The following is a 14,530-nucleotide window of genomic DNA, read 5'->3' as shown; positions in this document are numbered from 1 at the left end:
CCGGGGCTGTCTACTGGAGCTGCGTGGTCTCCAGTTCCACCTTCACCCAGCCGGGCTTGCGCAGGTCGAAGTTGCGGTACGCGTCAATGGCGCTGCCCATGGGCTCCACGTGGGACAGGATGGCCGTGGGGTCCACCACGCCGGTGCGCACCAGCTCCAGCAGCTTGGGGATGTACTTGCGGTGGTTGCAGTTGCCCATCTTCATCGTGAGGTTCTTGTTCATCGCCATGCCAATGGGGAACGTGCGCACCTGCGCCGGGTAGACGCCGATGATGGACAGCGTGCCGGCCTTGGCCAGTCCCTCCACGGCCCACATCAGGGCCTGCGCGGGCGCGTCGCCGGGCACCCAGTTGTCGCCCTTGGGGTTCGTCTTGGGGGCGGCCTCCTTCACCTCGCGTTTGAATTCGGCCTTCTCCTGGTGGGCCTTCTTCGCGCCGGGGCCGTGGTGCGGGTGCATGGCGTCCACGCCCACCGCGTCGATGGCGCGGTCCACGCCGATGCCGTTGGTGAGGCGCTTGAGCGTCTCGAGCGGGTCCTCCTCCTCGAAGTTGATGATCTCGGCGCCCTGGGCCCGCGCCAGCTCGAGCCGGTCCTCGTGGCAGTCGATGGCGAAGACGCGGCCTGCGCCCAGCAGCTTCGCGCTGACGATGGCGAAGAGGCCCACGGGCCCGCAGCCGAACACCGCCACGGTGTCACCGGGTTTGATTTCCGCCAGCTCCGCGCCCATGTAGCCGGTGGGGAAGATGTCGGAGATGAGGATGGCCTGCTCGTCGCTGACGCCCTCGGGAATCCGCACCAGGCCCACGTTCGCGAAGGGCACCCGCACCTTCTCCGCCTGCATGCCGTGGAAGGGCCCCGTCTCCTGGGGACCGCCGAAGAACGCCGTGCCCGCGCTGGGGCCGTTGGGGTTGGCGTCGTTGCACTGCGCGTAATACCCGGCGCGGCAGTACGAGCAGTTGCCACAGGCGATGGTGGACGGGATGACCACCCGGTCGCCGATGTTGAGGTTGCGGACGTCATCGCCCAGCGCCTCGACGACGCCCACGCCTTCGTGGCCCAGGATGGTGCCCGGCTTCATGCCCGGCATGGTGCCGCGAATCATGTGGAGGTCCGTGCCGCAGATGGCGCTCGCCGTCAGGCGGACGATGGCATCCGTCGGCTTCTCGATTCGCGGCTCCTCCACGTCGTCGAGCCGGATGTCCCCAATCCCATGGAAAACGACAGCCTTCATTGCGTGCGCTCCTGCCCCCTTGGGGCCCCAAGACGAAAAGGGCCTGCGCGGACGCAGACCCGCGTGACTTGGAGCCTGGGCATCACCCCGGGTGAGGGCAAAGCGCGCGCCGCTCCCTCTTCCGCTGGGTGGCCGGGGGAGCGGGGGCTAACGGCTGCTGGAGGTGTGGTGGACGTGGAAGGTGAGCCGCTTGCCGAAGACGCGGCGGAAGTTCAGGACCTCGCGGTCCGCGTTCCATAGCTCCAGGTCCACGGGGTGCCGGGTGTGCAGGTGCAGCGCCACGCCCTCGCGGCCGTTGGTGGCCTTGAAGTCCTTGATGGGCTGGTGGTGGCTGACGTCCAGCGAGTTGGCCACGCGCAGCAGGGTGGCCAGCTTGCGCACCGTCCGCGCTTCGACGGGGTTGAGGCCCGCCATGCCGGAGTGGGCCAGCTCCGGCGGGCTGCGCCGGTGGTAGCGGGCGACGCGGGCCACCAGCTCCCGCTCGCGGTCGGCGAGGCCCGGCAGGTCGGCGTGGCGGATGAGGTAGTACGTGTGCTTGTGGTGCCGCTCGTAGCTGACGGCGTGGCCCACGTCGTGGAGGAGGGCGGCCACCTCCAGGTAGGGGCGCACCGACAAGGGCAGCTGGTGCAGGGCGGCCAGGTTGTCGAACAGGGCGAGCGACAGCCGGGTCACCTGGCGGGCGTGCTTCTCGTCGAAGTAGAAGCGCTTGCCCATGGCCAGGGCGGCGTCCGCGAGGCTGTGGTCCTCGCGGTGCTCGTCCTGCCGGTAGAGCAGGTCCACGAGGATGCCGTCGCGCAGGCCGCGGTTGACGACGCTGACGGACTCCACGCCCAGGTGTTTGGCCACGGCCTCCAGGATGACGGCGCCGGAGACGATGATGTCCGCGCGGCGCGGGTCGAAGCGCTTGCGGCGGCGCTCGGGGGGCATCTGCGCCAGGGTGTTCACCGTCTGCGTGAGCTGACGGACGGTGGCGTTGCCGCTGCTCTCCGCGGCGGCGAAGGAGACCACGGCGCTGATGGTGCCGGACGAGCCGAGCGCCACTCGGGGGACGTTGGTCACCGTGGGGGGCAGCGTCTTCTGCAGCACGTCCGCGACGAAGCTGCGCATGAGGCGCAGCTGCTTGGGCGGCACGGTGCGCGAGGCGTCGAAGACCTCGGTGAGGCGCACCGAGCCCAGCGCGAGGCTCCAGAGGTTGTCGGGCTTCTCGCCCGTGGCGGTGGCGACCTCGGTGCTGCCTCCGCCGATGTCGATGAGCAGCGAGCGCGTGTGGGGCGGCTTGCGGTGGAGCACGCCCAGGCAGATGAGGCGGGCCTCTTCCTTGCCGCTGACGACCTCCAGGTTGAGGCCGGCCTCCTCGCGCACGCGGCGGACGATGTCGGCGCTGTTCTTGGCCTCGCGCAGGGCGCTGGTGGCCACCGCGCGCACCTGGGCCTTGTGGCGGCGGCAGAGGGCGGCGTAGCGGCGCAGGGTGGCCAGCAGGCGCTCGGCGGTCTCCTCTGGCATGGAGCCGGTGGCGAAGACGCCCTCTCCCGGGCGGATGGCGTCGCGCTCCTGGTGCAGGGTTTCGAGCGCGCCGTCGGCGTCTGGCCGCGCCAGCTCCAGGCGGATGGCGTTGGTGCCCACGTCAATGGCGGCGAGGACGGGCTGAGGGGGGCGGCGAGGAGGCATGTGCGGTTCTGGCCGGGAGTGTACGGGGCCCTGGCGGTAATCGCAGCGGGAACCTCACCGGCAGGCTGGCCCCTCGCTTCAGCGCGTGACAGCCCTGTATCCGTCGCTCAGTCGAGGAAGCGGCGCTCCCAGCGGCGCTGCGCTTCCGCACCGAGTCCGCGCAGGTGCTCCTCGCGGTACGTCCAGGGCGCCAGCGCGCGGGCCAGTTCGCGATAGGCGGGGAGCCTGTCGCCCTGGTCCATGTCCCCGGCCTCTGGCCACTCCCCGAGCGTGACGACGGCGCGGTTGTCATCCAGGGACTGCACCGTGGTCCCCGCCGCGCTCAGGCGTGTCTGGAGGCCCGTGGCGCCGTTCAGCTCGTCCAGCACGGGCTGGCCCAGGAAGGTGAGCCAGGAAGGCCCGCGGACTCGCGTCCCCAGCTTCCAGGAGAGTTCCCCCAGGTCGATGATGTCGAGTCCCGGGTAACCCGTGATACTCGAAGGCGTGGAGCGACTCTTCGTGGGGGGCGCTCTGGAGCCGGACCACGGCCCAGTCGTCGGCCTGGAGGTCGTTCCGGATGTGCTGCCAGCCCGGCGCATCCAGCGGATGCCAGTCCCCTTCTGAATCGGCATGGCTGCCAAAGGCTTCGGCGCCGACCGCCTCCCGAAAGGTCTCCAGGGCATGCAGGACGTGCTGCGCCACGGCGGCGTGCGGCTGGTGCATGTAGAAGCAGATGTTCAGGCCTTCCCGAAGAACGAGTCGCCCATTGCGGGCATGGACGCGAAGGCGAGGGTAGTGCTCGGTCATGGCAGGACGCCCCATCGGGGAATGATGCGGAAGGCTCTCGCACCCACCGCCAGTTCGTACATGGACTTCTGCGTTCGGCCCGCGTGCGGGTGCCCTTGCCCTGCATTCCTCCAGGTTGGGATTCCGGCCACCGAAGCGTTCGAGCAGGACAGCCCCAGGGCCTCTTCGATGGCGTCCCGCTCCTTCGCCCGCTCCATGTATCAGTGGCTCATGTGGCGGATTTCATGCTGAACGAACGGACCGCGCGGCCACCCCAGGGGCTCCGTCGCGCTGAGGGGGGCGGAGTCAGTCTCGTAGCTCGCTGTTCGGAAATGTCGGGGGTTTTGCGCCGCGAAATGTCCCGACATTTCCGAACAGCGAGCTGCCCAGGTGCGTCCCGGCCCTCGGGGACGCGCACAGACGCCGCCGGTTGCCTCGACGCGAGCAGCACCCTGGCATCGCCGAGCATGAAGCCACGGGCGATAGCGCGCTTGCCAGGCTGTGATGAAACGCTCGCGGAGGTCGAGCGAATACGTACCCGGACCTGGCGGGGCGTACCTCCTCACTCAACAGCCTCCGCCTGCTCGCTTCATCCGCACGCCGCCATTAGTCGAGGAAGCGGCGTTCCCAGCGGCGCGCCGCCTCAGGTTCGAGCCCCAGGATGGATTCACCCTCCCCCCACAGTGTCCAGGGTTCCAGTGCGCGAGCCAGCTCCCGGTAGCCGGACAGTGGTTCGTCGTGCTCGCTATCGCCCGTTGCGGGCCAGTCACCAAGGGTGACGACGGCGCTTGTGGCCTCCACCGCCTGTACCGTGGTGCTGGGAGTGTTGAGGCGCGAGCCGAGTTGGGCGGCCCCTCCGAGTTGGCTCAGCAAGGGCGCTCCCAGAAAAGTCAGCCAGGAGGGGCCTCGAACGCGCGTGCCAATGCGAAGGGACGTCATGCTGAGCCTGAGGACCTCCAGCCCCGGATATCGAAGGCAGTCGCGACGCACTTGCCGGATGTTGGCCGCTACGTCGAGCGAGCCGCTGAAGGCCAGTCCCGCGTTGCCTGAGGCAAAGGGGAGGGGAGCGGCAAGGGCCATCAGCAACTTCCGGGTCTGCCGTGGGCCGTGCTGTTCAAGGTAGTCGGTGGAAAACCAGAACGACACGGCGCTGACTTCACCGAGGCCGTTCGCGAAGGGCGAGTCGACGCGTTCACGTCCCAGGTAGTCGAAGCGGAAGTGCGCCTCCGGGGGGGCGTCGGAGAGATGGATGTTGGCCCATGGCTCCTCCTGCATCCCACGCTGGACTTCCGCTCAGCCATGCGAGTCCAGGGGCTTCCACGCTCCATCCTCGCTCTCATACGAGGTCAGGGTCCGTGGACCCACGGCCCGTTGATAGACCTCCAGGCGTGCAGCACCGCGGTTGCCACGGAGGAATGGGCGTAAGGGAGGTAGAAGCTCGCACTGCGTCCCGTGGACACGCCCGGCGTACCGTCCCGCTCCTGAAGCCGGAGCCTTGGCGGGTGTGCGTTCATGGCGGGGTTTCCAGGCGAGGTGGGACTTGGAGGGGAGCCTGCTTCGGCTTTAGCGCCCGTTGCACGCTACCGACGCCGCCGCCGGCCCATGAAGCTGGCGAAGCGCTCCGCGAAGCGGGCGACGGCCAGCCCCACCACGTCCAGCAGCCACTGCTGGAGCCCGGAGCGCGCGCAGTCCTCCAGGTACACCCGCCGCGAGCCGAGCAGGTGCTTGTCGAGCCACCGCTGCGCCTGCGCCGCCACGCCGGGCTCCTCCACCTCCACCAGCGTCTCCAGGTTCACCAGTGACAGCGGATCCAGGTTGAAGCTGCCCACCAGCAGCTTCCTCCCATCCACCAGCGCCGCCTTCGCGTGCAGCGTGGAGTCGGTCCACTCGTGGATGCTCACCCCGGCGCGCAGGAAGTCGCGGTACAGCCGCATGGTCGCCGCGCGCGCGAACACCACGTCACTGCGTCCGGCCAGAAGCAGCCGCACCGTCACGCCCCGCCGCGAGGCGCGCTTGAGCGCCCGCCTGAAACCCTTGTCCGGCAGGAAGTACGCGTGCGCCAGCACCACCTCGTGCTCCGCGCCGTCAATCGCCTGGAGGTACCGCTTGCGCAGCCGGTGTCCTCCCGCGACGCCGGACAGGAACAGCTTCACCGCGCCCGACTCCAGCGCGGAGGCCCCCGCGTGCAGCCTGGCTCCCAACTGCCGGCAGATGTCCCCCCGCAGCTCCAGCGCCAGGTCCGCCCAGCCGGGCACGTCGCCGTTCGCCGCGTACGCGTCCCCGATGTTGATGCCCCCCAGGAACGCCACCGCGTCATCCACGAGGAGAATCTTCCGGTGGTTGCGCCAGGAGCGGCCGGTGCACAGCGAGGTGAGCGGGTTGTACACGCGCACCTTCGCCCCCGCGGCCTTCAGCGTCTGCGTGAGGTGCCGGCTGGCGCCGATGCTGCCCCAGCCGTCCACCACCACCTTCACCGCCACGCCCCGGCGCGCCGCCGCCACCAGCGCTTCGAGGAACCGCGCGCCAATGCCCTCCCGCTCGAAGGTGTAGACCTCCAGGTGCACCCGCACCCGCGCGGAGGCAATGGCCTCCAGCATCCGCGGGTACGCCTCCGCCCCGCCGTCGAGCAGGGTGCAGCGCCCCTCACGGACCTCGTTCAGTGGAAGGCGGAGGCCAGGAGCGGTTGACGGCGGCGGTGAGGCTTCGGCACGCATGAGCGCCCACCACCCTACCGCTCCCAGCGTCGCGACGGGACAGCCTCACCGTGACAGGGGGGCCGCCCCGCCGCGAGCCGTCATCACCCGTCGTGTTTGCGCGCGCCCTTGCCCTTGCCCTTGTGTTTGCACTCGGTGCCGTCCCAGTACTGGCTCGGGTGGCAGCGCTTGCTGCTCCGCTTGGACTTCTTCGACTTGGTTGGACGCGAGTCGTAGTGGTGATGGTGGAAGCAGCCACTGAAGGTGAAGAGCGCCAGAACAGGGAGGAGGAGGTGGGCTTTCATCGCGCGGGGCCAGGACATGAATGCTCGGACCCGGCCCGGCGGCGCGCGGCCACATCCCCCCATCGACGCTGTGCGCCCGCTTCGATAGCCTGCGCGCCGTGCCCCCTGCCGCGAAGCCCGTTCGTCATCGGAAGATTGGAGCCTACCGCGTACTCGGAGAGCTGGGACGTGGTGGCATGGCCCTGGTGTACCGAGGCCTGCACGAGATGCTGCAGCGCGAGGTCGCCATCAAGGAGCTGCTCCCGGACGGCCAGCGCGACCGGGAGACGTTGTCGCGCTTCCGGCGCGAGGCGCTCGCGCTCGCGGCCTTCCGCCACCAGAACATCGTGACGCTCTACGACATGGTGGAGAAGGCGGAGAGCCTCTTCATGGTGATGGAGCTGGTGGACGGCCCTACGCTCCACACGCTCATCAAGGAAGGCCCGCTGCCGGCGGACGTCACCGGCGTCATCGCCGCGCGCATCGCCAGCGCGCTGGACCACGCGCACTTCCGTCACATCATCCACCGCGACCTCAAGCCCGCCAACGTCATGCTCACCAAGTCCGGCGAGGTGAAGCTGATGGACTTCGGCATCGCCAAGGACGTGGGCATGGAGGCGCTCACCCAGCAGGGCATGGCGGTGGGGACGCCGTCGTACATGTCCCCGGAGCAGGTGACGGGGGTGCCGGTGGATGGCCGCACCGACATCTTCTCGCTCGGCGTGCTGCTCTATGAGGCCCTCTCTGGCGCGCGCCCCTTCCACGGCAAGACGGCGGGCGAGGTCTTCGCCAGGATTCGCGACGGCAAGTACACGCCGCTCTCCAAGGTGGCGCCCAACGTCCCCGCGCCGCTGGTGCGCATCATCCAGCGCGCCATGGAGGTGAAGCCGGAGGACCGCTTCCCGGACGCCGCCGCCATGCGCCGCGAGCTGGACGTCTTCCTCGCGCAGGAGGTGCAGGTGTCCCACGCGGCCCTGCTGGTGGCCTTCCTGCGTCACCGGCAGAAGCTGACGGAGACGGAGGCCCAGCAGCTCATGCGTCCGCACGAGCTGGACGCCGCGGTGGAGGGGTTCGACACGGGGCGCTCCCGCCAGGGCGGGAAGCTGAAGTGGGCCCTGGCCGCCGCCATCGCGCTGATGACGGCGGCGGGCACCGGGCTCTACTTCACCCAGGCCCAGTGGGCGCCGCTGGTGGAGCAGCTCACCCGCTGAGGCCCGGCGGGTGGTGGCTCAGGCCTGCTGCTTGGACTTGTCGTGCGTGACGGTGACGATGGTGCCGATGCCGCCGCGCACGAAGAAGTCGCCCACCACGGTGAGCTTGCGCGGCTGGATGGCCTTGATGATGTCGTCCGCGATGGTGTTGGTGACCTTCTCGTGGAAGGCCCCTTCATTGCGGTACGCCCACATGTAGAGCTTGAGGCTCTTGAGCTCGATGCAGGTCTGGTCCGGCACGTAGGTAATCTTGAAACGTGCGAAGTCAGGCTGACCGGTGAGCGGGCAGAGGCAGGTGAACTCCGGGACGTCGAACGCGATTTCGTAGTCGCGATCGGCGGCCGGGTTGGGGAAGGTCTGCAGTTCCTTGGACGGCTGCGAGGGCATGGCGCTGTCGTCTACCACACCAACGCCGCGTGTCATCCCTCCCTTCGATGTCCGCCTGCCAACGCGCCTGGCGTTCAGCGGGGGGGAATCCTGGGGGGGCTCCGGTTGCCGGGTGGGCGCGGGCTCATAATCAACGGGCGTCTCTTGCCCCGTCCGAGCACATGCCGCTTCCCTCCGACGTCGAAGATGCATTCTCGTGCCTGCCGCTGGCGCTGGTTCGCGTCGGTCCGGACCTGCGCGTTCAGTGGTGCGAGGAAGGCTTCGCGCACAAGACGGGCGTGGCGCTGCACGCCGGGGGCGACCTGCGGGACGCCCTGGAGCGCACCCGGAGCCTGGACTCCCTGGAGCGCGCCATCCGGGACGGTGCATGCCATACCGGCCACGTCATCACCCGGGCGCTGCGTCAGGTCCGGGTGCAGGTGAAGCCCGCCTCGGCGGGCGAGGCGGCGGGCGCCTGGCTGGTGGTGGAGCCCTCGGGGGTGGACGACGAGGGGGCTTTCTCCCAGGCGGTGCAGGAGATTGCCCGCTCCGTGGGCGAGACACTGGAGGTGGACAGCGTCTGCGCCGCCGCCGTGGTGGCCCTGGTCCGCTGCGCGCACGTGCGCCGCGCCGAAGTCTTCCTCTGCGAAGAGGAGGGCGGGAGCCTGCGCCGGGTGGCGGTGTCGGACCTGGCGGGCTCGGAGTCCCCGGAGGAGGCCTTCGACTCCCAGTCGGACCCGTTCCGACAGGCGCTGGCGCTGCGTCAGGCGCAGCTGGGCATCCAGCGGGGCTATGGCGACTCCATGGGCTCCATCTTCGCCGCGGTGCCGCTGTGCGCGCCGCGCCGGACGGTGGGCCTGCTGCTGCTCTACAAGGAGCCGGGCACGTCCTTCTCCGTGAGGGAGCTGGACTTGTGGAGCGCCGCGGCGAACCAGCTCGCGGTGGCGGTGGAGAACGCGCGCCTGCTGCGCGAGGCCAAGGCGGCGCTCCAGGTGCGCGAGGAGTTCATCTCCATCGCCAGCCACGAGCTGAAGACGCCGCTCACGCCGCTGAAGCTGGGCCTCTTCACCATGGAGCGGCGCCTGTCGTCGGGCCAGCCGGTGGAGCTGTCCACGGTGCTCAAGTCCAAGCGGCAGGTGGACCGGCTGGTGGGGCTGGTGGAGGACCTGCTGGACGCGTCGCGCCTGGACGCGGGGAGGCTGGCGTTGGACCTGGCGCCGCTGGAGGTGGGGCAGCTGGTGGCGGAGGTGGTGGACCACTTCCGCGCGGCCTTCGAGCGGCCCTTCGCCGTGGAGGTGCCCCGCGAGCGCGTCTGGGTGCGCGGGGACCGGGACAGGCTGGAGCAGGTGCTGGTGAACCTGCTGGAGAACGCGCACAAGTACAGCGCGTCGGAGGAGCCCATCGTCGTGACGGTGGAGCGCTCCCAGGGTGAGGCGCGCATCCACGTCCAGGACCACGGCATCGGCATTCCGGGCGCGGACCAGTCGCAGGTGTTCCAGCGCTTCTACCGGGCGCGCAACGTGTCGCACCGCAACTTCGGTGGGCTGGGGCTGGGCCTCTTCATCAGCCACTCCATCGCCCGGCTCCACGGCGGCGCGCTGTCGATGCGCAGCGCGGAGGGGCAGGGCAGCACCTTCTCCCTGAGCCTGCCGCGCATGGCGGCGCACGACGTGAGGCGGCTGCCCCAGCGGCTGTTGCTGCTGGACGAGGACCAGACCCAGGAGGCCGCGGCGGAGCAGGTGCTGCGCTCCGAGGGCTTCGAGGTGCTCACCGCGCGCGACGGGGCCGAGGCGCTGCGGCGGGCCACGCACCTGCCGGTGGACCTCATCGTCCTGTCCACCAGCGCCACGCAGGGAGCGACAGGCGTCTTCCTGGAGACCTTCGCCACGCTGCCGCGCGCGCGGCCGGTGCCCATCCTCCTGGCCGGAGACGAGCGGCCCTGGTGGGCCCATGAGGGCACGTCGCTGTGTACGCGCCCCTACCGGCCCGAGGACCTGGTGACCCGGGTGCGCAACGCGCTCAGCGTGGAGCGGCTGCCCTCGGCCGAGGCGCCGCTGGATTTGCTCAGCTCCCGGACGTGAGCACGCGGAAGTCCACCGGGATGACTCCCGCCCGGGCCAGGACCTCGCGGGCCTGGGGGTGGAGGAAGGTCTCCAGCTCGACCTCTCGCTGGGCCGCGTAGCCGCTCCTCAGCGTCTCCGGCCGGTAGCCTGGGTGGCACATCAGCTCGATGACGCCGTCGTTGGGCAGGGCGGCGAGCTCCGACGCGAAGCGCTCCAGCGTCCAGTACGCCTCCGCGCCCGCGTCACCCAGGAAGTGCGCGTTGGTGGCGACGCCGTGCGCCCGCAGCGTGCGCCGCATCTCCGCGTCAATGGAGCGCACCGGGACGCCCACGCTTCGCGCGGCTCGGGCCAGGCCCTCCAGGATGCCCGCGTGTTGGTGCAGGTGCTTGTGCACGTCCACATGCGTGGCCGGTTGACCCAGCAGGCCCGCGAGCCGCGCGAGCTGGGCGAAGGCCTCCGCCTCCACCACGTCCGCCGGCAGGCTGCCCGCGCGGGCCTCCACGAAGCCGCCGTCCTCACCGAGCAGCTCGCGCGGGAAGCCGCTCCATACGGGGGTGCCCCGGGCGAGGTTGAGGTGCAGGCCGATGGCGAGCCCCCGGGCCTCGCGCGCGGCGGCCTCCGAGAAGGGCGTGTTCACAATGAAGGTGGCCGACGAGACGACGCCCTCGCGCATGGACCGGAGGATGCCGCGCGTGACGGCCGGGTCGTAGCCCAGGTCGTCGGCGTTGATGATGAGGGCGCGTGAATGCATGGCGGGGCTCTCCTCGCGGTGGGCTCAGGGCCGGGGGCGTGTCTGGAAGAACTTCCAGGCTTCCCGCGTGGCGTCCAGGTGGGGCGTGCCGCCGTGGTTGAAGTCCGTGAAGCCGGGCCAGGTGTGCTGGCCGCCCTGCACCGTGCACAGCGACGCGGTGGCGGACTCCGGGCTGCACCCGGTGGCGGCGGTGCAGGTGCTGTCGCCCTGCTGGTACGTCTCCACGGTGGGGCCCGTACAGCCGTTGCGCTCGGCCCAGCGGCGCACGGACGCCTCCGCGGACGGGTAGGTGCCGCCGAAGGGGCCCAGGTTGCTGCCGCCCTGGTAGCGGATGACCGGGTCGGCGGTGCCGTGCAGGTGCAGCACCGGCACGGGGCGTGACGGGTCGCAGGGCGTGGCGCCCTCCATGCCCGCGACGAGGGCGACGGCGGCGAAGCGGCTCGCGCGCTGGCAGGCCAGTTGGTACGAGAAGAAGCCACCGTTGGAGAAGCCGGTGGCGAAGGTCCGGCGCGTGTCCACGCACACGCGCGTGTCCAGGTCCGCCAGCAGCGTGTCCACGAAGCCCACGTCATCCACCTTGGCCGTCCACGCCGGGCCACAGCACGCGCCCGCGTTCCACCCCCGGCTGGTGCCGTCGCTCCCATTGTTGTTGATTTCCGAGGCGCTGAGGCCCTGGGGATACACGGCGAGGAAGCCCTCCGCGTCGGCCAGCGTGGACAGGCGCATCAGCCCCTCCATCTCCACCTCGTTGGAGCCGAAGCCGTGGAAGGCCACCACGGCGGCGGTGGGCCGGGTGGCGTCGTAGCCGGGGGGCACGTGGACGCGGTAGTGGCGGGTGCGCCCGTCGTGCTCCACCGTCCAGTCGTAGGTGCCGGGCCCCTCCGTGAGGCCGGTGCAGGCCGTGCGCTCCGGCACCGTCGGCTCCTCTCCGGTGGGAGGGGCGCTGCCGGCGTCCTCGGTGGGCCGGCGGGAAGTATCCGGGGACGAGCACGCCGTGACACCGGCGAGCAGGACTCCGAGGGCGAGGCGAGCTCCGCGAAAGCGCATGACCCCGAAGTTAATGGGCCCGGCCCGGGACGCACGAAGTGTTGGCGTCATTTCACCGCGACGCACTCCGCGGTCAGGGCCTCCGCGCGCGTCGGGAAGCGCTCGGACAAGGCGCGCTTCACCTCGGTGACACCCGCGGTGTCGCCGGTGTGGGCGTGGAGCTGGCAGCGGGAGGCCAGCGCGCGGGGGTCCTCTGGGGCGAGCCGGTCCGCTTCGACATAGGCACGCTCGGCGCCCGCGGTGTCGCCTTGCCGGAAGAGCACGGCCCCCAGGTAGTAGTGCGCCACGGCGAGCCTGGGGGCCTTTCGAAGCGCGCGCTTGAGCAGGGTGGCGGCCTCGTCCACGCGCTGTTGCCGGAAGCGCACGAAGCCCAGCTCGGCGAGGCTCGCGGCGTCATCGTGGGAGCGCGTCCAGGCGGAGAGCACGCTGGCGGCCTCATCCAGCCGGCCGCTCTGCGAGAGCAGCAGGCCGTAGCGCGGCGTCACCTTCGAGGAGCCGGGCTTCCGGGCATGGACCGTGGCCAGCGCGGCCAGCGCGCCCGGGATGTCCCCCTGACGCTCGCGCAGCTCGGCCAGCGCCAGCGGCGGGCGGAGGTCCTTGGGGGCCAGCGCGGCGGCGTCCTCGAGGGCGCGCTCGGCCCGCTTGCCCAGTCGCAGCTCCGTGGCGGCGCGCGCGGCGATGAGGTGCCCCTCGAGGTCCTTGGGAAAGCGCGCCACGAAGCCATCCGCCAGGGCCAGCGCCTCCTCGTGCGCGCCGGCTTCCAGCAGCAGCGCGCCAGCCCGGCGCAGCTCCTCCGCGCTCGCCCGGTCATCGGACGCCAGTCCCTCCAGGGCCGCCGCCTTCGCCTCCGCCGTGGTGGCGGCCTCCGCCCGGGCCAGGCGCTGGGCCGGAGGCGCGGCGGGGCGCGTGAAGAACCACGTCGCGCCCGCGCCCACCGCGAGCACGCCCGCGAGGAGCAAGACCTGTCGCGAGCGCCGCCCGCGTGAGGGGGATTCGCCTCGTGCGCCAGCGGCCGGCGCATCCCCGGGGCCGGCGCCCTGCGCGGTCGCATCGCGCGCCATCGCACCCCGCGGCGTGGTGGTGCCCGGCGTCTCACCCGGAGGTGCGGCCCCCTGTGACAACGCGGCTGTCGGTGGCTCCGTGGACGCCGTGCCCGCGAGTGCCTTCCGCGTGGCGCCCGCCACCGTCGCCGCGTCGGGGTTCGTGGTCCGGGAGACCTGGGGCCACGCGGTGGGCGCGTCGACCCCGCCCAGGATGGGCCGGGTGTGGGGCGCTGGCGTACTGCCGTGAGACGGGTCCGCGAGCCGCGCGCGCCGCAGGGCCAGCCGCTTGGGGTCGCGGTCCGGTGGGAAGATTGAATCCACGTAGGCGGCCAGCTGCTCGGGCGTGGCCATCTCCGCGGCGCCACCAATCGATTCGATGGCGGCGATGAAGGCCTCCAGGCTGTCGAAGCGCGCGGCGGGCTCACGGGCCAGGGCGGTGAGGCACACCAGCTCCAGCGCGGTGGGCACGGACGGGTCGAAGGCGGTGGGCGGCTTGGGGCGTCCCTCCGCGATGCGCCCCAGCACCTCGTCGGCGGACAGGCCGGTGAAGGGCCGGCGGCCACAGAGCTGCTCGTAGAGCATGACGCCCGCGGCGAACAGGTCGGCGCGGTGGTCCACCGGCTTGCCGGCGATCATCTCCGGCGACATGTAGAAGAACTTGCCCTTGAGGATGCCGGGCTCCGTGCCCGAGCCCAGCGCGTCCGCCTTGGCGATGCCGAAGTCGATGACCTTCACCGCGCCATTCACGCCCACGTGGATGTTGTCGGGCGTGAAGTCTCGGTGGACGATGCGCAGCGGCCGGCCCGCTTCATCCACGGCGCGGTGCGCCGCGTCCAGCCCCCGGCAGGCCTCCACCAGCACGCGCAGGGTGATGCCCAGTGGCACGCGGTGTCCGTGCTCGGCGGCCTCCTGGCGCAGCTCGGCGAACGAGCGTCCCTCCAGCAGCTCCATGGCGATGAAGGGCTCGGTGCCCTCCATGCCCAACTCGATGATGGTGACGACGTTGGGGTGTCGCACCTGCGCGGTGATGCGGGCCTCGTTGAGGAACATCTGCACCACGCGCCGGTCCGAGGCCAGGTGCGGCATCAGCCGCTTCACCGCGACCGAAGGCCCACGGCTGCCGTCGTCCTCGACGCGGCGGCCCAGGTACACCTCCGCCATGCCGCCGGTCGCGATGCGCGCGGACAGTCGGTAGCGACCCACCTGATTGGGGTTCTGCGCCAGCTCCAAAGTGCGCGCAGTCTACGTGTAGGCGCCCCTCCGCGCACAGTGTTGTGGCCATTACGGCGGGTGGGGGCCCGCTACCTGCCCGCTCGCGCGAGGGAGCGGGAATGTTAACGTCCTGTCTGTCTCGTGGGCCTGGCGGGAGGTGGCCCAGACACACGCACGCGCTGCGGCCGGAGGGATG

At 71.0% G+C, this 14,530-nt stretch carries 12 protein-coding genes and 1 pseudogene; 2 read left to right on the top strand and 11 right to left on the bottom strand.

The features are described from left to right. Positions 1 to 10 precede the first annotated feature (10 nt). The 7 genes and pseudogenes from HV824_RS13005 to HV824_RS12980 all read right to left on the bottom strand — a co-directional run bounded on the left by HV824_RS13005 (position 11) and on the right by HV824_RS12980 (position 6,662). Positions 11 to 1,231 (bottom strand): zinc-dependent alcohol dehydrogenase, encoded by a 1,221-nt coding sequence (locus HV824_RS13005; protein WP_176418953.1) that lies wholly within the window; start codon positions 1,229 to 1,231, stop codon positions 11 to 13. 147 nt (positions 1,232 to 1,378) lie between these two features. Beyond that, the gene (locus HV824_RS13000) at positions 1,379 to 2,899 is read right to left on the bottom strand and encodes a Ppx/GppA phosphatase family protein (RefSeq protein ID WP_176423401.1); all 1,521 of its coding nucleotides are present in this window, start codon (positions 2,897 to 2,899) and stop codon (positions 1,379 to 1,381) included. Between the two features lie 107 nt (positions 2,900 to 3,006). After that, positions 3,007 to 3,477 (bottom strand): type VI immunity family protein, encoded by a 471-nt coding sequence (locus HV824_RS12995; protein WP_255208001.1) that lies wholly within the window; start codon positions 3,475 to 3,477, stop codon positions 3,007 to 3,009. Further along, positions 3,430 to 3,601: pseudogene (locus tag HV824_RS38210) on the bottom strand (type VI immunity family protein); the annotation flags it as partial. The gene HV824_RS12995 and the pseudogene HV824_RS38210, both read right to left, overlap by 48 nt. 669 nt (positions 3,602 to 4,270) lie before the next feature. Beyond that, positions 4,271 to 4,939 carry a type VI immunity family protein gene (locus tag HV824_RS12990; RefSeq protein WP_255207998.1) on the bottom strand — a complete coding sequence of 223 codons (669 nt, stop codon included), beginning with the start codon at positions 4,937 to 4,939 and terminating at the stop codon, positions 4,271 to 4,273. Positions 4,940 to 5,244: 305 nt separating this feature from the next. Next, on the bottom strand, positions 5,245 to 6,378 hold the full coding sequence (locus HV824_RS12985) for a phosphatidylserine/phosphatidylglycerophosphate/cardiolipin synthase family protein (protein ID WP_176418950.1): 1,134 nt from the start codon (positions 6,376 to 6,378) through the stop codon (positions 5,245 to 5,247). 83 nt (positions 6,379 to 6,461) lie between these two features. Further along, positions 6,462 to 6,662: a hypothetical protein gene (locus HV824_RS12980; protein WP_255207997.1), complete on the bottom strand. Its 201-nt coding sequence runs from the start codon at positions 6,660 to 6,662 to the stop codon at positions 6,462 to 6,464. Between the two features lie 98 nt (positions 6,663 to 6,760). Here HV824_RS12980 and HV824_RS12975 point away from each other — a divergent pair, with 98 nt between their 5' ends. Continuing rightward, positions 6,761 to 7,852: a serine/threonine-protein kinase gene (locus tag HV824_RS12975; RefSeq protein ID WP_176418978.1), complete on the top strand. Its 1,092-nt coding sequence runs from the start codon at positions 6,761 to 6,763 to the stop codon at positions 7,850 to 7,852. A gap of 18 nt (positions 7,853 to 7,870) precedes the next feature. Here HV824_RS12975 and queF read toward each other — a convergent pair whose 3' ends face one another. Beyond that, entirely contained in the window at positions 7,871 to 8,239 is a 369-nt protein-coding gene (queF, locus tag HV824_RS12970; RefSeq protein WP_163777936.1) for a preQ(1) synthase, read from the bottom strand. A 161-nt stretch (positions 8,240 to 8,400) separates the two neighbouring features. Between queF and HV824_RS12965 the strand changes: the two genes are divergently transcribed. Next, positions 8,401 to 10,299: an ATP-binding protein gene (locus HV824_RS12965; RefSeq protein ID WP_176423400.1), complete on the top strand. Its 1,899-nt coding sequence runs from the start codon at positions 8,401 to 8,403 to the stop codon at positions 10,297 to 10,299. Here HV824_RS12965 and HV824_RS12960 read toward each other — a convergent pair. From HV824_RS12960 to HV824_RS12950, 3 genes are all read right to left on the bottom strand, one after another. Beyond that, complete coding sequence (locus HV824_RS12960; protein WP_176423399.1) at positions 10,283 to 11,032, bottom strand: carbohydrate deacetylase; 750 nt, start codon at positions 11,030 to 11,032, stop codon at positions 10,283 to 10,285. The genes HV824_RS12965 and HV824_RS12960 overlap by 17 nt on opposite strands. Before the next feature lie 24 nt (positions 11,033 to 11,056). Further along, complete coding sequence (locus HV824_RS12955; RefSeq protein WP_368738053.1) at positions 11,057 to 11,947, bottom strand: PHB depolymerase family esterase; 891 nt, start codon at positions 11,945 to 11,947, stop codon at positions 11,057 to 11,059. Between the two features lie 179 nt (positions 11,948 to 12,126). Next, on the bottom strand, positions 12,127 to 14,325 hold the full coding sequence (locus tag HV824_RS12950) for a protein kinase (protein WP_368738052.1): 2,199 nt from the start codon (positions 14,323 to 14,325) through the stop codon (positions 12,127 to 12,129). Positions 14,326 to 14,530: the final 205 nt, after the last annotated feature.

This window comes from Myxococcus sp. AM009, assembly GCF_013372605.1.
Taxonomy (GTDB): domain Bacteria; phylum Myxococcota; class Myxococcia; order Myxococcales; family Myxococcaceae; genus Myxococcus; species Myxococcus vastator.
Note: the sequence above shows the minus strand (reverse complement) of the source record. Positions and strands in the feature narration are given on the sequence as shown.